This window comes from Pseudorhodoferax sp. LjRoot39, assembly GCF_964253035.1.
GTDB lineage: Bacteria > Pseudomonadota > Gammaproteobacteria > Burkholderiales > Burkholderiaceae_C > Pseudorhodoferax.
The window spans coordinates 1,219,894-1,239,235 of the sequence record NZ_CAXUQL020000001.1; the positions used below are offsets into that span (position 1 = coordinate 1,219,894).

Annotated in this window: 17 protein-coding genes; 11 read left to right on the forward strand and 6 right to left on the reverse strand. The window is 70.5% G+C overall.

All coding sequences use genetic code 11. The features are described from left to right. Positions 1-3 precede the first annotated feature (3 nt). Positions 4-741: an HTH-type transcriptional regulator RutR gene (gene rutR, locus ACSQ4M_RS05795; protein WP_436188646.1), complete on the reverse strand. Its 738-nt coding sequence runs from the start codon at positions 739-741 to the stop codon at positions 4-6. A 187-nt stretch (positions 742-928) separates the two neighbouring features. Here rutR and ACSQ4M_RS05800 point away from each other — a divergent pair, with 187 nt between their 5' ends. The 8 genes from ACSQ4M_RS05800 to ACSQ4M_RS05835 all read left to right on the forward strand — a co-directional run bounded on the left by ACSQ4M_RS05800 (position 929) and on the right by ACSQ4M_RS05835 (position 9,385). Further along, positions 929-1,936, forward strand: coding sequence for an isopenicillin N synthase family dioxygenase (locus ACSQ4M_RS05800; protein ID WP_436188647.1), 1,008 nt, complete (start codon positions 929-931; stop codon positions 1,934-1,936). Then, positions 1,933-2,325, forward strand: coding sequence for a VOC family protein (locus tag ACSQ4M_RS05805; RefSeq protein WP_436188648.1), 393 nt, complete (start codon positions 1,933-1,935; stop codon positions 2,323-2,325). The genes ACSQ4M_RS05800 and ACSQ4M_RS05805 overlap by 4 nt, the downstream gene beginning before the upstream one ends. A 14-nt stretch (positions 2,326-2,339) precedes the next feature. Continuing rightward, on the forward strand, positions 2,340-3,431 hold the full coding sequence (locus ACSQ4M_RS05810; protein WP_436188649.1) for a BMP family ABC transporter substrate-binding protein: 1,092 nt from the start codon (positions 2,340-2,342) through the stop codon (positions 3,429-3,431). Next, positions 3,428-4,945, forward strand: coding sequence for an ABC transporter ATP-binding protein (locus ACSQ4M_RS05815; protein ID WP_436188650.1), 1,518 nt, complete (start codon positions 3,428-3,430; stop codon positions 4,943-4,945). Before ACSQ4M_RS05810 ends, ACSQ4M_RS05815 begins: the two co-directional genes overlap by 4 nt. After that, positions 4,938-6,038, forward strand: coding sequence for an ABC transporter permease (locus tag ACSQ4M_RS05820; protein WP_436188651.1), 1,101 nt, complete (start codon positions 4,938-4,940; stop codon positions 6,036-6,038). Before ACSQ4M_RS05815 ends, ACSQ4M_RS05820 begins: the two co-directional genes overlap by 8 nt. 700 nt (positions 6,039-6,738) lie before the next feature. Then, the gene (locus ACSQ4M_RS05825) at positions 6,739-7,665 is read left to right on the forward strand and encodes an ABC transporter permease (RefSeq protein ID WP_436188652.1); all 927 of its coding nucleotides are present in this window, start codon (positions 6,739-6,741) and stop codon (positions 7,663-7,665) included. Then, positions 7,665-8,345: a cysteine hydrolase family protein gene (locus ACSQ4M_RS05830; RefSeq protein WP_436188653.1), complete on the forward strand. Its 681-nt coding sequence runs from the start codon at positions 7,665-7,667 to the stop codon at positions 8,343-8,345. Before ACSQ4M_RS05825 ends, ACSQ4M_RS05830 begins: the two co-directional genes overlap by 1 nt. A 71-nt stretch (positions 8,346-8,416) precedes the next feature. Continuing rightward, positions 8,417-9,385 carry a Bug family tripartite tricarboxylate transporter substrate binding protein gene (locus tag ACSQ4M_RS05835; protein WP_436188654.1) on the forward strand — a complete coding sequence of 323 codons (969 nt, stop codon included), beginning with the start codon at positions 8,417-8,419 and terminating at the stop codon, positions 9,383-9,385. Position 9,386: 1 nt separating this feature from the next. Here ACSQ4M_RS05835 and ACSQ4M_RS05840 read toward each other — a convergent pair whose 3' ends face one another. From ACSQ4M_RS05840 to ACSQ4M_RS05850, 3 genes are all read right to left on the reverse strand, one after another. Then, complete coding sequence (locus ACSQ4M_RS05840; RefSeq protein ID WP_436188655.1) at positions 9,387-10,376, reverse strand: 2-dehydropantoate 2-reductase; 990 nt, start codon at positions 10,374-10,376, stop codon at positions 9,387-9,389. Next, positions 10,376-11,365: a Bug family tripartite tricarboxylate transporter substrate binding protein gene (locus ACSQ4M_RS05845; RefSeq protein WP_436188656.1), complete on the reverse strand. Its 990-nt coding sequence runs from the start codon at positions 11,363-11,365 to the stop codon at positions 10,376-10,378. The genes ACSQ4M_RS05840 and ACSQ4M_RS05845 overlap by 1 nt, the downstream gene beginning before the upstream one ends. Before the next feature lie 134 nt (positions 11,366-11,499). Beyond that, a complete protein-coding gene (locus ACSQ4M_RS05850) occupies positions 11,500-11,907 on the reverse strand; it encodes a 5-carboxymethyl-2-hydroxymuconate Delta-isomerase (protein WP_056671185.1) in 408 nt (135 codons plus the stop codon). Positions 11,908-12,074: 167 nt separating this feature from the next. On the opposite strand from ACSQ4M_RS05850, the gene ACSQ4M_RS05855 reads away from it, so the two are divergent. The 3 genes from ACSQ4M_RS05855 to ACSQ4M_RS05865 all read left to right on the forward strand — a co-directional run bounded on the left by ACSQ4M_RS05855 (position 12,075) and on the right by ACSQ4M_RS05865 (position 14,838). Next, a complete protein-coding gene (locus ACSQ4M_RS05855) occupies positions 12,075-12,266 on the forward strand; it encodes a hypothetical protein (RefSeq protein ID WP_436188657.1) in 192 nt (63 codons plus the stop codon). 128 nt (positions 12,267-12,394) lie between these two features. Then, positions 12,395-13,831: an NAD-dependent succinate-semialdehyde dehydrogenase gene (locus tag ACSQ4M_RS05860; protein ID WP_436188658.1), complete on the forward strand. Its 1,437-nt coding sequence runs from the start codon at positions 12,395-12,397 to the stop codon at positions 13,829-13,831. A 38-nt stretch (positions 13,832-13,869) separates the two neighbouring features. Then, a complete protein-coding gene (locus ACSQ4M_RS05865; RefSeq protein WP_436188659.1) occupies positions 13,870-14,838 on the forward strand; it encodes a Bug family tripartite tricarboxylate transporter substrate binding protein in 969 nt (322 codons plus the stop codon). A 37-nt stretch (positions 14,839-14,875) separates the two neighbouring features. Here ACSQ4M_RS05865 and ACSQ4M_RS05870 read toward each other — a convergent pair whose 3' ends face one another. Beyond that, positions 14,876-17,662: a bifunctional diguanylate cyclase/phosphodiesterase gene (locus ACSQ4M_RS05870; RefSeq protein WP_436188660.1), complete on the reverse strand. Its 2,787-nt coding sequence runs from the start codon at positions 17,660-17,662 to the stop codon at positions 14,876-14,878. Between the two features lie 133 nt (positions 17,663-17,795). Then, the gene (locus tag ACSQ4M_RS05875) at positions 17,796-19,253 is read right to left on the reverse strand and encodes a PLP-dependent aminotransferase family protein (RefSeq protein WP_436188661.1); all 1,458 of its coding nucleotides are present in this window, start codon (positions 19,251-19,253) and stop codon (positions 17,796-17,798) included. Between the last annotated feature and the right edge of the window lie 89 nt (positions 19,254-19,342).

Sequence of the window (19,342 nt, forward strand, 5' to 3'; positions counted from 1 at the left end):
GCTTCAGGCCGCAGTGGGCGTGCGCGCAATGCCATCGAGCACGATGGCCTGCAGGTTGCGCACGGTCTCTTCGAAGAAGTCGGCATCGGTCAGCGTGCGGCCGGTCAGCGCCTCGACCTGCACCGCGAAGTCGGCGTAGTGCTGGGTCACGGCCCACAGCGCGAACACCAGGTGGTGCGGCTGCACCGGCGCGAGCCGGCCGTCGGCCACCCAGGCACGGATCACCTCGGACTTGCGCTCCACCAGGTCGCGCAGCTCGCGCGCGAGCTCGTCGCGCAGCAGCGGCGCGCCCTGCACCATCTCCAGGCAGAACAGGCGCGAGGCATCGGGCCGGTCGCGCGAGAGCGCCAGCTTGTTGCGGATGTAGCCGGCGATCGCCGTGCGCGGGTCCTGCTCGGCGGCAAAGCCGCGCAAGGGCTCCAGCCAGACCTGCAGCAGCTCGCGCAGCACCGAGACGTAGAGCTCTTCCTTGTTGGCGAAGTGGTAGAGCAGGTTGCTCTTGGAGACCTCGGCGCGCGCCGCCACCTGGTCGACCGTGGTGCCGTGCAGGCCGAAGCGCGAGAACAGGCTCAGCGCGGCGGAGAGGATCACGCTGCGCTTGTCCTCGATCTTGCGGCCGCGCTGCTTGGTGGCGGGCTGCAGCAGCTTGCGCGCCACGCGCTGGGTGGCCACTGGCGCTGCGCTTGTGCCGGTCTTCTTGCGGGGCGTGCTGCTGGTCTTGCGTGCGGGGGATGCGGGCATGGAGGAATCTCTCTGGGCACCGATCATGCATGAAGCATGCGCGCCCTCCGCACCAGCGCGGCGCGCCCGCGCACCAGCCCAGCGCGGGCGCGGCGCGCAATGGGCCGCAGAGCCCGATTTGTCCAACTGGTCCAATTGGCATGGACGTTGCAAGCGGCACCGGATCGCACGTTTTTCCGGAGCCCCCATGCCCACGCTGAATGTTCCCGTGATCGACCTGCAACCCTGGTTCTCGGGCACGCCCGAGGGCAAGGCTGCCGTGGCCCGCGCCGTCGACGCGGCCTGCCGCGGCATCGGCTTCCTGGTCATCACCCACCACCAGATCGACCCGGCGCTGATCCGCCGCGTGTCCGAGGCCTCGCGCGCCTTCTTCGCGCTGCCGCTGGCGGACAAGCGCCGGGTCGACCGCCCGCGCGACGACGCCGTGCGTGGCTACAGCGCAGTGGGCGAGGAGGGGCTCTCCTACAGCCTGGAAGAGGCCGCGCCGGGCGACCTCAAGGAGTCGTTCTCGATCGGCCCCAGCGGCGTGCCCGACGACGACTACCACCGCGGCCCCGCGGCCGGCGCGCACTTCGAGCCCAACCAGTGGCCCGTGGGCGTGCCCGGCTTCCAGGCCGCGTACGAGGACTACTTCGCCGCGATGAGCGGGCTCGCGCGCGAACTCATGTGCATGTTCGCGGTCGGCCTGCAGCTGCCCGAGACCTTCTTCGACGACAAGATCGACAAGCACATCAGCATGTTCCGCGTGCTGAGCTACCCGGCGCAGACCGAGCCGCCACTGCCGGGCCAGATGCGCGCCGGCGCGCACAGCGACTACGGCAGCCTCACCGTCGTGCTGCCCGACGGCCCGGGCCTGCAGGTCTTCAACAAGGCCGGCCAGTGGGTCGACGTGCCGCAGGTGCCGGACAGCCTGGTCGTCAACATCGCCGACCTCATGATGCAGTGGACCAACGACGAATGGATCTCCACGCTGCACCGCGTGGTCAACCCGCCGTTCGACGACAGCATGAAGAACACCCGCCGCCAGTCGCTGGTGTTCTTCCACCAGCCCAACTACGACGCGGTGGTCGAGTGCCTGCCGAGCTGCCTCGCCGAAGGCGCTGTGGCCAAGTACGCGCCGGTGACCTCGGGCGACCACCTCACGTCCAAGTTCGTCAAGCAGACCACTTTCGGCGGCACCAAGGCAGCGGCATGACGGCCCACCTGTCGTATGTGAACGTCTTCGCCAAGGACGTGGTCGCGCTGAGCGGCTTCTACCAGCGCGTGTTCGGCTTTCCCGAGATCGAGGCCATCCGCTCGCCGATCTTCCGCGGCCTGGACACGGGCAAGTCCAGCCTCGGCTTCAACGCGCTGGACGCCTACGAGCTGCTGCAGCTCTCCGCGTTCTCCGACACGCGCGGCATCAAGTTCCTGCTCAACATCGACGTGGACAGCCAGGCCGAGGTGGACCGCATGGTGCCCATCGCGGTCGCGGCCGGCGCCACGCTGGTCAAGCCGCCCTACGTGACCTACTACCACTGGTACCAGGCCGTGCTGCTCGACCCCGAGGGCAATGTGTTCCGTATCAACTTCATGATGTCCTGAAAGGACCTTCTCCCATGCTGCGCACCCTGTTCTCCATCTCCGCGCTGGGCCTTGCGGCCGTCGCCGCCGTGCCCACCGTTGCGGTTGCCCAGGAGGGCTTCACGCTCAAGGGCAAGCCCGTCATCGCCATGCTGTACTACGGCCCCAAGAACGACGGCGGCTGGACCCAGGCCTTCGACGAGGCCCGCGTGAAGATCGAGAAAGAGCTGGGCCAGAAGATCCAGTTCGTCGAGAACATCACCGAGGACGCCTCGGTCATCAAGCCGGCCGCCGAGCGCTTCATCTCGCGCGGCGCCAACATCGTGATCGGCACGGCCTTCGGCCATTCCGACGCCTTCAAGGACCTCGCGGCCAAGCACCCCACGGTGGCCTTCCTGAATGCCTCGGGCACCACCAACGGCGCCAACCTGGAGTCCTTCTACGGCCGCACCTACGAAAGCCAGTACCTGTGCGGCATGGCGGCCGGTGCGGCCTCCAAGAGCGGCAAGCTGGGCTTCGTCGCGGCCAACCCTTTCGGCGTGGTGAACTGGACCATCAACGCCTTCGCGCTGGGCGCGCAGAAGATGAACCCCGCCGCCACCGTCAACGTGATCTACACCGGCACCTGGAACGACCCGGTCAAGGAGCGCGCCGCGGCGTCGGCGCTGATCGACCAGGGCGCCGACGTGATCGGCCAGCACGTGGACAGCCCCACGCCGCAGATCGTCGCGCAGGAGCGCGGCGTCTACGGCACGGGTCACCACCGCGACCTGCGCCAGTTCGCGCCCAAGGCCACGCTGTGCTCCTCGGTCTGGGTCTGGGACAAGTTCCTCGTGACCGAACTCAGGAAGGTCATCGCCGGCGGCTGGAAGCCGGCCCCGTACGGCGCCTTCATCCCCATGAGCGCGGGCGGCACCGACATCGCCGGCTTCGGCGCGGCCGTGCCGGCCGACAAGGTGAAAGTGATCCAGGCCGAGCGCGATGCGCTCATGAAGGGCAAGCAGATCTACGCCGGCCCGCTGGTCGACCGCGAAGGCAAGGAACGCGTCGCCGCGGGTGCCGTGCTGTCCGACGCCGATCTCTGGAAGATGGACTGGTTCGTCAAAGGCGTCGCAACCCAAAAATGAGCAATGCGCTTGCCCTGACCGGCATCCGCAAGAGCTTCGACGGCTTCCTCGCCCTGAACGACGCGCACGTCACCGTGCGCTGGGGCGAGGTGCACGCCCTGCTCGGCGAGAACGGTGCCGGAAAGTCCTCGCTCATGAACATCGCTGCGGGCCTGTACCGGCCCGAGGCGGGCGAGCTGCTGGTCGACGACAACCCCGTGCGCCTGCAGGGCCCGCGCGATGCCGCGCGCCACCGGATCGGCATGGTGCACCAGCACTTCAAGCTGGTGCGGCCGTTCACGGTGGCCGAGAACATCCTGCTGGGCCTGGCCGAGCCCGACCCGCCGCAGGGCTACCGCCGGCGGCTGGCCGAGGTGGCGCAGCGCATCCGCGCGCAGGCGCTGGCGCTGGGCTTCGCCATCGACCCGCAGGCGCGCGTGGACAGCCTGTCCATCGCCGAGCAGCAGCGCGTGGAGATCCTCAAGGTGCTGCTGGCCGGCGCGCGCATCCTGATCCTGGACGAGCCCACGGCCGTGCTGACCGACCAGGAGGCCGCGAACCTCCTGGGCACCGTGCGCGCGCTGTCGCGCCAGGGCGCGGCCGTGGTGCTGGTCACGCACAAGATGGCCGACGTGAAAGCCTACGCCGACCGCGTGACCGTGATGCGCGGCGGGCGCACCGTGGCCACGGTGGACCCCGCCGCCACGCCGGTGGCCGAGCTCGTGCGGCTGACGGTGGGCCAGGGCGTGCCGGCACCCGCCGCGCAGGCGGGCACCCGCACGCGCGGCGCGCCCATGCTCGTGGCGCGCGGCCTGGCCACGGCCGCCGCTGCAACGCAGCGCGCGCTCGATGGCGTGGACCTCACCGTGCACGCCGGCGAGATCTACGGCATCGCCGGTGTCGGCGGCAACGGCCAGGGTGAACTGGCCGGCGCCATCATGGGCCTGGCCACGGGCCTCGCCGGCGAACTGCGCCTGCAGGAGGTGGACCTCACACGGGTGCCGCCCTCGGCACGCCACGCGCTGCGCATCGCCGCGATCCCGGCCGACCGCTACAGCCACGCGCTGGCCGGCAGCTTGTCGGTGGCCGAGAACTTCGGCATCGGCCAGGTGCAGGCGGGCCGCTATGGACCCTTCGCCTGGCTGCGCCAGCGCCGCATGGCGGCGGATGCGCGCGAGGCCGTCGCCGCCTTCGACGTGCTGGGGGTGCGCTCGGTCGCGCAGAAGGCCGCGCTGCTGTCCGGCGGCAATGCGCAGAAGCTCGTGATCGCGCGCGAGTTCAGCCGCAGCCCGCGGCTGGTGCTCGCGCACAGCCCCAGCCGCGGGCTGGACGTGCGCGCCAGCGCCCAGGTGCACGCCCGGCTGCGCGCCGCACGCGACGCGGGCGCCGCCGTGCTGCTGATCAGCGAGGACCTGGACGAGGTGCTGGCGCTGGCCGACCGCATCGGCGTGATGGCGCGCGGGCGCATCGTCGCGCAGTTCGATCCACCTGCCGACCGCCAGGCCGTCGGCGAAGCCATGACCCACCATGATTGACGCAGCCGTCCCCGCGCCCCGGCGCCGGTTCGAACCGCTGGCCAGCCGCCGCTACACGCTGGAGATCCGCCAGCAGATGCCCTGGCAGCAGCAGGCACTGGTCCTGGCGCTGGCCGTGCTGGTCGGCCTGGCCATCTCGGGCGCCATCCTGGTCGCGGCCGGCGTGCCGGCCGGCGAGCTGTTCCAGGAGTTCATCGTCGCCACCGTGTTCGACGCGCAAAGCCTGCAGGCCGTGCTGTTCCAGGCCTCGCCCATGATCATGGTGGGCCTGGCGGCGTCCATCGCGTTCCGCGCGCGCTTCTGGAACCTGGGGCTGGAGGGGCAGATGGTCTGGGGCGCCATCGGCGCCACCGCGGTGTCGATCTTCGAGCTCGGCCCGCCCGCGCTGCGCCTGCCGCTCATGATGGCCGTGGCCGCCGGCTGCGGCCTGCTGTGGGCGCTGGGGCCCGCGCTGCTCAAGCTGCGGCTAGGCGTCAACGAGATCATCGCCACGCTGATGCTCAACTACGTGGCCGGCAACTTCCTGCTGCACCTGCTCTACGGCGCCTGGAAGGACCCGCAGAGTTCATTCCCGAACTCGCCGCAGTTCAGGGCGTTCGAGCGGCTGCCCGAGTTCTTCGGCCCCTCGGGCGCGGCCGTGGCGCTGGCGCTGGCGGCCATGGTGCTGGCCTGGTGGTTCGTCAACGCCAGCCGCGCCGGCCTGTACCTGCGCTTCGTGCACGCCAACCCGACCATGGCCGGTGCGGCCGGCGTGCCGGTGGCGCGCATGGTGTTGGCGGCGGTGCTGGTCTCGGGTGCGCTGGCCGGCGTCGCGGGCTTTCTCGTGGCGGCGGGGCAGGAAGGGCGGCTCACGCAGGCCTTCCACCATGGCTACGGCTTCTCGGGCATCCTGATCGCCTTCCTGGCACGCAACCACCCGGTGGCGGCCACGGTGGTGGCGCTGCTGATCGCCACGCTGTTCGTGGCCGGCCGCAGCCTGCAGGTCTTCTACCAGATCCCGTTCGCGATGGTGCAGCTGATCCAGGCCATCGTGGTCATCAGCGTGGCGTCGTCGGACTTCTTCATCCGGCACCGGTTGCGGCGCATGCAATGACCCAGTTCCAAAAAAGATGCGGCCGAGCGCAGCGATGGCCCGAACCCCAGGCCGAGCGCAGCGATGGCCCGGATGCGAGTTTCCCCTGTGCCCCTGCCGAGGAGCGCAGCGCCATGGGCTGCGCAAGGGCACCTTGCGCTTCGTTGACTGACTCATTGCGCTTGTTTGAGCGAAGTGAACGCAGTGAACGAAGCGAGTTGCGCAATGCAGCCCATGGCGCGAGCACCGCAGGTTGCCCGAAGCGCAGCGGAGGGACAGGGGCACCGGGGTCGCCTTCTTTTGCCTACTTTTCTTGGCGAAGCAAGAAAAGTAGGTCGGGGTGTGGGGATGAAGTCCCCACCTCCTCACCTCGATCAGACGTAGTGTTTTTTGCTGGCACCAGAGGCCGGGATGTGCGCCCGGCAGCGCAGTCACTTTCTTTCGTTTCGCCGAAAGAAAGTAACCAAAGAAAGGGCGACCCCGGTCCCCACGTCCCTCCGCTGCGCTCCGGGCAACCTGTGGTGCTCGCGGCCTGGGCGCATTGCACAACGCGCACCGTTCACTGCGTTCACTCAGCTCGAACAAGTGCAATGAGTCAGTTATTGAAGCGCAAGGTGCCCTTGCGCCGCCCAGGCCACTGCGCTCCTCGGCGTGGGCACAGGGGCCCCGGGAGCGGGGACACATTCGGGCCATCGCTTCGCTCGGCCGAGGAGTCGTTTGCATGGAACTGATCGGCCACTGGCTGGGCAGCGTCCCCGACTTCGCCGTGCCCTACGCGCTCGCCGCGCTGGGCCTGATCCTGACCGAGCGCTCCGGCGTGCTGGCCCTCGGCGCCGAAGGCCTGATGCTGGTCGGCGCGCTAGTCGCCATCGGCGCGCAGCTGGCCTTCGGCGCCACCGGCATCTCGCTGCTGCTGGCCATGGGCGCCGCCAGCCTGGTCTCCGTGCTGTTCGCCGTCATGGTGGTGTGGCTGCGCATCCACCAGGTCATCGCCGGGCTGGCGCTGGTGTTCTTCTGCCAGGGGCTGTCCAGCCTGCTCGGCACGCTGCTGGGCTGGACGAACCAGCCTGTCACAGCGCAGGGCGCGGTGGCGCTGTGGCCGCTGTCGGCGCTGCCGGTCGTGGGCGGGCTGTTCAAGCAGAACCCGGTGGTCTTCCTCACGCCATTCATTTTCCTTGCCGTGGTGCTGTTCCTGAACCGCTCGGCCACGGGCCTGAAGCTGCGCGCCGTCGGCGAGAACCCGCAGGCCGCGGATGCGGCCGGCATCCCGGTCGGCGGCATGCGCTTCCTGGCCATCCTGGCCGGTGCCGCGCTGGTCGGCCTGGCAGGGGCCTACATCTCGCTGCTGTCGACCAAGCTGTGGATCGCCGGCATGACGGGCGGGCGCGGCTGGATCGCCGTGGGCCTGGTGATCTTCGCGCGCTGGTCGCCCTGGAAGGCACTGGCCGGCGCCGTGCTGTTCGGCTGCATCGAAGCGCTGATCCCGCAACTGGCCGCGGCCGGCGTGCAGCTGCCGCAGTACTTCGTGCTCATGACGCCCTATGTGGTCACGCTGGGCGTGATGGTCTGGGTGGCCATCGGCCAGCGCGGCGGCGGTGGCAGCCAGCCCGGCGCCCTGGGCGAACCCTATGTGCGAGAGGAACGTTGATGCAGATCCATGTCTATGACAAGCCCCGCGAGGTCGCACCCTCGTACTTCGCCGACTACCTCGATCCGGCGACCACGGCGGTCATCTCGATCGACATGCACCGCGGCCACCTGGAGGACAGCCCCGATTGCCCGTGCCCGGCCCCGCGGGCGCGCGATGTGGTGGCGCCCATTGATGTCTTCCACCGCGCCGCGCGCGCGCTGGCCGTGCCCATCGTGCATGTGAAGTCGGTGCTGCGCCCGGGCGGTGCGGACGACCTGGCCGGCATTCCCGCGGCCTGGCGCCGCACCTTCCCGCTGCACGTGGGCGCCATCCCGAACGTCGATGCGCACGCCATCGAGGGCAGCCGCTGGACCGAGTGGGTGACCGAGGTGCTGCCGCAGGACCTGCGCGTGGAGAACAAGCGCCGGCTGTCGGCCTTCTACCCGACGGACCTGGATTTCCTGCTGCGCAACCAGCGCATCAGCACCGTGGTGCTGGACGGCGGTTTCACCGACTGCTGCGTGCTGAACACCGCCTTCGACGCCAACAACCACAACTACCGCGTGATCGTGCTGCGCGACCTCGTGCGCGGCACCGACGACCACCTGGAGGCCGCAGCACTCAGCATGGTCTCGCTGCACCTGGGGCTGGTCATGGATTCGGCAGCGCTGCTGGCGCAGTGGCGCGCAGGCCTTTGAGGCCATTGCGTGGTATGGCGCGCTTCTTGCGCCAGGCATGGCCTCGTTGATCTCGCTGCAGGGCCCCGCCAATGAATGTTTCCAACCGCCGCACCTTCCTTGCCGCCACACTGGCCGGTGCCACCACCGGGCTGCACGCACAGGACGCCTATCCGGCGCGCCCCATCCGCATGGTGGTGCCGTTCCCGCCCGCGGGCGCGGCCGATTTCCTGGGCCGCACCGTGGGCGAGAAGCTGGCGCAGTCGCTGGGCCAGCAGGTGCTGGTCGACAACCGGGCCGGCGCCGGCGGCAACATCGGCACGCAGGCCGTGGCGCAGGGCGACCGCGAGGGCTACACGCTGCTGCTGACCGGTGTGCCGCTGGCCGTCAACCGCTTCCTGTTCCGCACGCTGCCGTTCGATCCCGACCGCGATTTCGAACCCGTCGCGCTGATCGCCACCGTGCCCAACCTCATGATCGTGCCGGCCGATTCGCCGGCCAACACGGTCGAGGAGTTCATCGCCTATGCGCGCAAGAAGCCCGGCGGCGCGACCTTCGCGTCGATCGGCAACGGCACCTCGCTGCACCTGGCCGGCGCGCAGTTCAGCAGCACGGCCAGGCTCGACATGGTGCACGTGCCCTACAAGGAGACCGGCACGGCCAACACCGACCTCATGGCCGGCCGCGTGGACGTGATGTTCCAGACCATCTCGGCCGCCGCCGGCCTGGCACGCGGCGGCAAGGTCAAGGCCCTGGCCGTGACCAGCGACGTGCGCGTGCCGGCCTTCGCCCATGTGCCCACGCTGCGCGAGGCCGGAACCGACCTCGTGTCGGTGGGCTGGTTCGGCCTGCTGCTGCCGGCCCACGTGCCGCCGGCCCGCAAGGCGCTGCTGGAAGCGCAGGTGCTGGCGGCTGTGCGCGACCCGGCCGTCGCAGCGCGCATCGCCGACAGCGGCTGCATCCCGCGGCCATTGCCCGGCAAGGAGTTCGCGGCCTTCATCGCGGACGAGACGGGCCGTCTGGGCGAGGTGGTGCGCAAGGCCGGCATCACGGCCAGCTGAGTCAGTACAGCCCGCGCGCCCGCGCATGCAGCCGGGCCAGGCCGAACAGCGCGTCGGTGAACGGGGTCGGCGTCTGCGTGATCTGGCCCAGCTCGCGCACCGCGCCGACCAGCGCATCCAGTTCCACCGGCCGGCCGGCCTCCACGTCCTGCAGCATCGAGGTCTTGAACGCGCCGAGCTTGCGTGTGACGGCGTGGCGGTCCTCGGGCCGCTGCGCGATCGGGATGCCGATGCGCGCGCCGATCTCCTTGGCCTCCAGCATGACCTGGGTGACCAGGCCACGCACGAGCTCGTCGTCCATGATCTGGTCGGTGGTCACGCCCGTGATCGCGCTGATCGGGTTCACGGTCATGTTGCCCCAGAGCTTGTACCAGCAGTCCTTCTGGATCTGCGCGGACACCTGGGTGTCGATGCCAGCCTTGCCCAGCAGCGCGGCCAGGGCCTGCACGCGCTCGCTGACGCCACCCGCCGGCTCGCCCAGGATCAGCTGGTTGCCGAAATGGTGCTTGACGAAGCCCGGCCCGTGCAGCGCGCAGCTGGCATGCACGATGCAGCCCAGCACCGTCTCGGCCGGGATGGCTGCGGCGATGCGCCCACCCGGATCCACGCTCTCCAGGCTGCGGCCCGCGTAGTCGCCGCCGAAGCCCTGGAAGAACCACCACGGCACGCCGTTCATGGCCGTCAGCACCACGGTCTGCGGCCCCAGCAGCGGCGCGATGCGCGCGGCCACCTGGGCCATGGCCGGAGCCTTCACCGCGACCAGCACGAGATCCTGCACACCCAGTTCGGTGGGATCGGCGCTGGCCCGCACGGGCGCCGTCAGCGTCTGGCCGCCCTGGTCCAGCCGCAGGCCATGGGCTTGCAGCGCGGCCAGCGTGTCGCCACGGGCCACCGCGCTGAGTTCGCAGCCGGCCTGGGCCAGCCGCGCGCCGATCCAGCCGCCGATGGCGCCCGCGCCGAACACGCAGACGCGTTGGAACTGCACTGCCATCAGCCCTCGGCCGTGAAGCCCACGGCCTTCACGATCGGGCCCCACTTGGCGGTGTCGCGCGCCACCAGGTCGGCGAGTTCGGTCGGCGAGGACGACATGGCCTCCAGGCCGAAGCCGGCCAGGCCGTCGACCACGTCCTTGTTGGCCAGCGCGGTCTTCATCGCGGCGTTCAGGTGGGTGACGGTGTCGGCCGGCGTCTTGGCCGGCAGGAAGAAGGCGAACCACTCGCTGTGCGTGCCTTCCTTGATGCCTTGCTCCTCGTAGGTCGGCACGTCGGGCGCGAAGCGGTTGCGTTTGCTGCCCGAGGTGCCCAGGATGCGCACCTTGCCGCTGGCCAGGTGCTGCGTGAGGTCGCCGACCGGGCCCGACACCGCCGAGACGTTGCCGCCCAGCAGGTCCAGCATGGCCGGCTGGGTGCCGCGGTAGGCCGCGTGCTTCAAGTCCACGCCCGCGCTCTTGCCCAGCAGCGCACCGATGAAGTGTGGCGTGGAGCCGGCCGCCGGCGAGCCGAAGTTGGCGCCAGCCGGATTCGCCTTGGCCCAGGCCAGGAACTCGGGCACGCTCTTGATGCTGGCCGGCACGGCCGGGCCCACGGCCAGGCCGAAGTCGAACACGCAGCCCAGCGAGACGGGCGCCAGGTCGGCCTTGGGGTCGTACGCCAGCTTCTTGTAGATGTGCGGGTAGATCGTCAGCATGGACGTGGGCGTCTGCAGCAGCGTGGCGCCGTCGGGTGCGGCCGACTTGACGAACTGGATCGCGATCTGGCCGCCCGCGCCGGTGCGGTTTTCCACCACGGCGGTCTTGGCGTAGCTGGGCGCCAGCTGGGTGGCAACGCGGCGGCAAATGGTGTCCGATGTGCCGCCGGCCGCAAAGCCCGTGACGATGCGCAGCAGTTCGGGATGGGCCTGGGCCAGGGCGTGCTGGCCGATGGTCGACAGCAGGGCACCGGCGCTGGCGGACTGCAGCAGTTGGCGGCGGTTCATGGACATGGTTGTGCTCCTCGGGTGGACAAATGGTGCGCGGCATCCGTGCCGCTGGGCGCGCCATTGTGGGCGCGCGCCGGTGCTGCCGACCCCCGTGTTTTCTAGTATGTTGCAGTGCGCCATCGCTTGGCGCCGGCGGCTCAGGCCGGTGGGCCGAACAGCGGGTGCAGGTTGCTGTGCTTGGCGTCGAAGACCTCGTGGCCTTCGTCGATCTGCAGTGTCACGCCGATGTGGCGGCTGCCGAAGACCGGCGCCAGCTGCTCGCGCACGGCCGCGATCAGCGCCTCGCCGATGCGCTGCTGCAGCGCTGCGGGCCGGCCCCTGGCCATGCGCAGGTTCAGGTAGATGAAGGCGTAGTCGCCCTGGTGGTCGGCCACGGCGTAGTGCGCCGCGGCGAAGGCCAGCACGCGCGTGCCGCCGGTGGGGAACACCTGTTTGCCGGCGTCGTCGCGCTGCGCCAGCATGGTGTCCGAGAGCTGGCGGCACAGCGCGCCCATGTCCGTGGCCGGTTCCACATTGGGGCTGTAGAGCACGACGAGATGGGGCATGGGGGCTGTCTCCGGCGGTGAAAGCCATGGATTGTCGCTGGGGCGCGGTGTCGTCCCATGGCCGACACGGCCGCTGGCTGCAGGCCGACGGCGCACTGGCAGCTTCGTTTTGACAATGGGGTCTTGCGGGCTGGCTGTCCGCCAAACGTCCATCGGTGAGCCCGTCCATGCCAGAACACCGTCTGCCCGCATCCCGCCCCACGCCCGGCCTGCGCCAGGCGCGGTTGATCGGGCGCCTGCGCGAGACGCTGTTCGCGCTGCAGTGCGACGCCGATCCCGACCCTGTGGCCATCGACCGGCTCATGCGCCGGCTGGCACGCGTGCGCGGGCACGACAGCCGTTTGTTCCTGCGCGCCTGAGCCGCAAGGCACACCAATTCGCCTGGCAGGGATGTACACGGGCGCCGCCGTGGTCGTCCTGGAAACCATGGACAATCGCCCGCTTTCCGTCTTCCGACGCCCTTGTCCAACCTCTCCAGGAGCTTGCCATGACCTATCCCAGCACCCAACTCTTCATCGCCGGTGAATGGCAGGACGCCGCCGACGGCCGCACGCTGGCCGTGTTCAACCCGGCCACGGGCAAGGAAATCGGCCGCGTCGCGCATGCCGGCATTCCCGACCTGGACCGCGCCCTGGCCGCTGCGCAAAAGGGCTTCGAAGTCTGGCGCGACCTGCCCGCCATCGAACGCGCCAAGACCATGCGCCGCGCCGCTGCGCTGATGCGCGAGCGCGCCGGCGAGATCGCCGCCATCCTGACGCAGGAAAACGGCAAGCCCCTGGCCGAAGCCAAGGTCGAAGCCATGGCCTCGGCCGACATCATCGAATGGTTCGCCGACGAAGGCATGCGCGTGTACGGCCGCATCGTGCCCTCGCGCAACCTGGCCGTGCGCCAGCTGGTCGTGAAGGACCCGGTCGGCCCCGTCGCCGCGTTCACGCCCTGGAACTTCCCGATCAACCAGGTGGTGCGCAAGCTGTCGGCCGCGCTGGCCAGCGGCTGCTCCATGCTGGTCAAGGCGCCGGAAGAAACCCCGGCCTCGCCCGCCGCGCTGATCAAGGCCTTCGCCGACGCCGGCGTGCCGGCCGGTGTGGTCGGCCTGGTCTACGGCAACCCGGCCGAGATCTCCAACTACCTGATCCCGCACCCGATCATCCGCAAGGTCACGTTCACGGGCTCCACCCCGGTCGGCAAGATGCTGGCCGGCCTGGCGGGCCAGCACATGAAGCGCGTGACCATGGAACTGGGCGGCCACGCCCCCGTGATCGTCTGCGAGGACGCCGACATCCAGCTGGCCGTCAAGGCCGCCGGTGCCGCCAGGTTCCGCAACGCAGGCCAGGTCTGCATCTCGCCCACGCGCTTCCTGGTGCACAGCAGCGTGCAGAAGGAGTTCGCCGAGACGATGGCTGCCTACGCACGCGGCCTCAAGGTCGGCGACGGCCTGACCGAAGGCACGACCATGGGCCCGCTGGCCAATCCGCGCCGCCTGACGGCCATGGCCGAGTTCACGCAGGACGCCGTGAAGCAGGGCGCCAAGCTGCTGGTCGGCGGCGAGCGCATCGGCGATGCCGGCAACTTCTGGCAGCCCACCATCCTGAACGACGTGCCGCTGTCGGCCAAGGTCTTCAACGACGAGCCCTTCGGCCCCATGGCCGCGATCCGCCCCTTCGACAAGATCGAGGACGCCATCAGCGAGGCCAACCGCCTGTCCTTCGGCCTGGCCGGCTACGCGTTCACCAGCTCGCTCAAGAACGCGCACATCCTGTCGCAGCGCGTGGAAGTCGGCATGCTGTGGGTCAACCAGCCCGCCACGCCTTCGGCCGAGCTGCCGTTCGGCGGCATCAAGGATTCGGGCTACGGCTCCGAAGGCGGCCCGGAGGCCATGGAGGCCTACCTGAACACGCGTTCGGTGTCGATCACCAACGTCTGAGCGTTCGCCCGGTGCCCGATACCAACAAGGAGACTTCGATGTTCCGCCGTACCTTCTGCAGCGCGCTGGCCGCCGGCGCGCTGGCGCCGGGCCTGTCGTTCGCGCAGGCCTACCCGAGCAAGCCGATCCGCCTGATCGTGCCGTTCCCGCCCGGCGGCGGCACCGACATCCTGTCGCGCCTGGTGGCGGCCAAGCTGACCGAGGTCACCAAGTGGACCGTGGTGGCCGAGAACCGCGCCGGTGCCGGTGGCACCGTGGGCATCGGCGAGGCCGTGCGTGGCGCGCCCACGGGCTACGACATGGTCATGGGCCAGAAGGACAACCTGGTCGTCGGCCCCTGGCTGTACAAGAACCTGCCCTGGGACCCGACGCGCGACCTGGTCGCGGTCTCGCACATCGCCTACACGCCGGTGGTGATCGTGACGTCCAGCACCTCGCGTTTCAAGACGCTGGGCGACGTGGTGGCCGCGGCGCGCAATGCGCCGGACACCATCACCTACGGCTCGCCGGGCAACGGCACCACCATCCATCTGGCCGGCGAGATCTTCAAGACCGCGGCCGGCATCAACATCCGCCACGTGCCGTACAAGGGCTCCAACCCGGCCATGATGGACGTGCTGGCCGGCAACGTGGACCTGATGGTGTCCTCGCTGCCCTCGGCCATCGGCCAGCTCAAGTCCGGCAAGCTGCGGGCCCTGGCCGTGACCTCGGCCAAGCGCAGCTCCACCGCGCCCGAGATCCCGACCGTGGCTGAGCTGGGCTACAAGGACTTCGACGTCAGCACCTGGTATGGCCTGTTCCTGCCGGCGGCCACGCCCAAGGAGATCGTCGCCACCGTGCACAACGAGGTCGACAAGCTGCTGGCCATGCCCGACATGGTGGCCGCGGTCCAGGCCCAGGGCGCCGAGGTCCAGCGCATGACGGCCGAGCAGTTCTCCGCGCTGGTCAGGAGCGACTACCAGAAGTGGAAGGGCATCGTCGAGGCTTCGGGCGCGAAGATCGAGTGATCGGGGGCGGCCGGCGCGCGCCCGGGCGCCGCGGACCCTAGAGGCCGCGGAACACCGACACCAGGTCGTCCACGGCGCGGGGCCTGCCGAACAGCGCGCCCTGCACCTCCATGTGGGCACCGCCCTGCAGCGCGGCGAACTGCGACTCGGTGTCGATGCCGTCGGCCCCGACCACGATGCCCAGTTCCTCGCACAGCACCGTCATCGCACGCACGATGGCGTCGCCGTGCGCGCCCGGCTCGCCTTCGCCCAGCATGGCGCGTTCGATCTTGACCTTGTCGAACGGAAAGCGGCGCAGGTAGCCCAGACCCGAATGCGTCGACCCGATGCTGGCCATGGTCAGCCGCACGCCCAGCGCCTTGCAGGCGTGCAGTGCGCGGTTGGCGTTCTCGGGGTGCGCCAGCAGGGCCCGCTCGTCCACCTCCAGCTCGAGCCGCCCGGGCGCCAGGCCGCTGTCCTGCAGCGCGCTGGCCACCCAGCCGGCGACCGCCGCACCATGGCGCGGCAGCGCCGCGGAGATGTCCACCGCGACCTTGGGGCAGCCAGGCCAGCGCCGCATGTCCTCGCAGACGCGTTGCAGCATCCATTCCACCATCCGGCCCGACAGGCCGAGTTCGTCCAGCAGGGCCGAGAACTCGCTGGCCGGTACCTGGCCGCGTTCGGGGTGCTGCCAGTGCAGGGCCGCCGCCAGGCCGCTGACGCGGCGCTTGATCGGGTTCACGAGCGGCTGGTAGCTCAGGCCGAAGTCGCGCTGCTCCAGTGCCGCACGCAGTTCCAGCTCGTTGCGCCGGCGCGCCTGCATGCGCTGGTCCATCTCCGGCTCGAAGAAGCTGTGGCGGCCACGGCCTTCCTGCTTGGCCTTGTACAGCGCCATGTCGGCGTACTTGAGCAGATGCTCGGCGTCATGGCTGCCGTCCAGGATCAGCATGATGCCGACGCTGGCGCCGATGGTCACCTGGTGGTCGCCGAGGACATAGGGCGCGCTCAGGGCCTGCACCACGCGCGTGGCCAGATCGGCGGCGTCGCTGGGCTGGCGCACGTGTGATTGCACGATCGCAAACTCGTCGCCGGCCAGCCGCGCGACGGTGTCGTGCTCGCGCAGCAGCGAGCCCAGGCGTTCGGTCACGGCGCGCAGCAGCGCGTCGCCGATCGGATGGCCCAGCGTGTCGTTGACCTCCTTGAAGCGGTCCAGGTCGATGTAGAGCACGGCGCCTGGGTCGCCACGCGCGGCGCGGCGGATGGCCGCTTCGAGCCGGTTGCGGAATTCCACGCGGTTGGGCAGGCCGGTCAGCGCGTCGTGCAGGGCCATGTGCACGATCCGCGCCTGCGCGCGGTGCCGTTCGCTGACGTCCTCCAGCACGCCGACCCACTCCTGCACGCCGCCGCCGGGCACGGGGACGGCTGCACCACGCATGCGCACCCAGACCCATTGCCCGTCCTTGCCGGCGATGCGGAACTCCGCATCGACCTGCCGCGCCCCCTGGGACACGGTGGTCTTGAGCGCGTCGATGACCGGTGGATCGTCCGGATGCAGGCGGCTGCGCCACAGGTCGCCCAGCGCCTGCGCGTCGGGCTCGCCGGTCAGCAGCTCCCAGCCATCGGCCGCCAGCATCTCGCCCTGGGGCGTGGCGCGCCACAGCACCACCGCACCGGTGAGGGCCAGCGTGCGAAAGCGCAGCTCGCTCATGGCCAGCGCCTGCGCGTTGCGGCGCTCGGCCTCGGCGCGTTCGTGCAGCGCGGCCTGGGCCGCCTCGATGCTCACGCGCATGGACTCGAATTCGGTGATGGCCGAAGCCGTTGCCGGTGCCTCGCGGGCCGGCGGCGCGGCCTCGCCACCGGCCTGCGCCACCGCCAGTGCGTTGCGCGCCAGCGCCCGCGCCGGCCGCGTGATGCTGCGCGCGATCCACAGGGCGGCCAGCAACGCCGCCAGCAGGCCCAGGGCGCTGCCGGTGGCCAGTTGCACGAGCGGCTGTTGCCAGCCCCGGTCGAAGACGCTGACGGGCTCGCCGATCACGACGACCCAATCCGGCGTGGAGGCCAGCGTTTCGAAGGTCAGGATCACGCTGCCGCCTTCGGCGGTCACGGCCTGGAACTGGCCCCGCGGAGCGTTCAAGGCCTTGAGCCGCGCCCAGCTCGGCACGGGCCGCCCGACGAAGCGCTCGGTGTCGCGCGAGCGCGCGACCAGCAGTCCGTTGCCGTCGGTGACGGCGATCAGCAGGCTGTCGTCGTTGCGGCTGCGCTGCGGCGCCAGCTGAATCAGGTGCTCGGCAGGCAGCACCAGCGACAGCACGGCCTGCTCCTGCCGGGACGCCTTCAGCGCCAACGACAGCGCCACTTCCGGCGCCGAATGGCCAGGGCGCGTGAACAGGTTGGACAGCACCACGCCCTTGCGTTCCAGTGCATCGCGCACCACCGCATGCGGCAGCTCGTCGCTGTGCACGGTGGGTGGCTGGCCGGCGCCGGCTTCGCGGGCGGCGGAGACCACCAGCCGGCCTTGGTCCGCGCCATTGCTGTCGACCCAGCGCCGGGCTTGTTCCAGGGCGATGCCGCCGCCTTCGAGGCCACGGGCCATGGTCTGCAGCAAGGCGGCGCGGTTGGCCAGGTCACCTTCGATCGATTGCGCCAGCGTGCGCGTGGTGTCGGCCAGGCGCATGGTCGAGGCCTCGCGGTGGGCATTTCCGGACTTCCAGATCGCGAACACGGCCGTCGCCAGCGCAGGTGCCAGCGCCACGACCAGCAGCAGCAGCAGCACGGTGCGCAGGCGCGCGGTGCGTGTGGCGGGCGGAGAAGCTTGGAGGTGCGGTGCGTCGCGTGCGGCTGTCATGCTGGCCCCTGGACATGGAATCCCGGCAAAGATAGCAGGTGTGCGGGGGCCGACGCAGGGCCACCACCGCCTGGTGCCGCCACCGCCCACCCCGGCTGTGCGCACAGGGCCGCGTCTGCCCACTCACACGTTCTCAGGCTGCGGCCCGCTCCTGCTCCTGCAGGCCGCAGACGATCTCGCCCAGGCGCCGCAGGCCCGCCTCCAGTGCCGGTGTCCACGGCAGGCCGCAGTTGATGCGCACGTAGTGGTCGCAGCGCGTGGTGTTGGAGAACAGCGTGCCGGGCGCCACCAGGATGTGCTCGCGCAGCGCCGCGTCGAACACCGCCACGGACGACAGCGGCCTGGGCAGCTCCACCCACAGCTGCAGCCCGCCGGGCGGCAGGTTCAGCCGCGTGCCGGGCGGAAAGTGCTGCGTGATCGCTTCGGCCGTGCGCTCGCGCTGCGTGCGCAGGCTGGCGCGCAGCTGCTTCAGGTGCCGGTCGTAGGCGCTCGAGGCCATGAAGCCGCCGGCCGCCCACTGCGCCAGCGCCTCGTTGCTGCGCGACTGCGCGTACTTGAGCATCTCCACGCGCGCCTGCCAGCGGCCCGCGCTGATCCAGCCCAGCCGCAGCCCGGGTGCCAGCACCTTGTGCAGCGAGGCGCAGTGGATGATGTTGCCGCTGCGGTCGAACGACTTGAGCGCGCGTGCCGGCGCCGGCGCGTCCAGCAGTTCGCTGTAGGTGTCGTCCTCGACCAGTGCGATGCCGTGCTGCTCGCACAGCGCCGCGAGCCGGGCCTTGTGCGCGTCCGGCATCACGCTGCCCAAGGGGTTCTGCAGGTGCGGCACCACCACCACGGCCTTGATGTCGCGGTAGGCCGCGATGGCCAGTTCCAGCGCCTCGATCGACAGGCCGGTCTGCGGGCTGGTGGGGATCTCCAGCGCGCGCATGCCCAGCGTCTCCAGCACCTGCAGCAGGCCGTAGAACGTGGGCGACTCCACGGCCACCGTGTCGCCTGGCTGGGCCACCGCGCGCAGCGCCAGGTTCAGCGCCTCGATGCAGCCGTGCGTGGGCAGCACCTCCTCGGGCGACAAGGCCATGCCCACGCGCACGGCGCGCTGGGCCACGGCCTCGCGGAACGGCGTGCGCTCGCGCGAGGGCGTGGCCTGCGTCAGCAGCTCGGGGTGCTGGCGCAGCGCACGCGTGACCGCGTTGCGCATGGCCTCGGCCGGGTACAGCGCGGGCGCGCCGCGCGCCGTCGACAGGTTCAGGTGCACCGCGTGCGAACGCCGCTGCGTGACGAAGGCCGACACCTTCTCGTGGATGCCGACGAACTGCGCCGGGTCCGGCGCGCGGTCGGTGGCCGGCTCGTCCATGGGCACGATCTTCAGGCGCCGGGGCCGCGTCACGAAGTAGCCCGAGCGCTCGCGCGCCTCGGCCCAGCCCTCGCTCTCCAGGGTGCGGCAGACCTGCAGCGCGGTCGACAGGCTCACGCCGTGCAGCTGCATGAGTTCGCGCAGCGAGGGCAGGCGGTCGCCCGGCTGCAGCGCATCGGCACGGATGGCCTGCAGGTAGTGCTCGGCGATCTGGCGGTAGCGGGGCGTGGAAGGCATGGCGCGGTAGAACTCCGGCGCGATCTTGCAACGCAGCCCGGCGGCTGAACAGATGCAGATGGCGGCGCGAAGGACCATAACAGATGGCT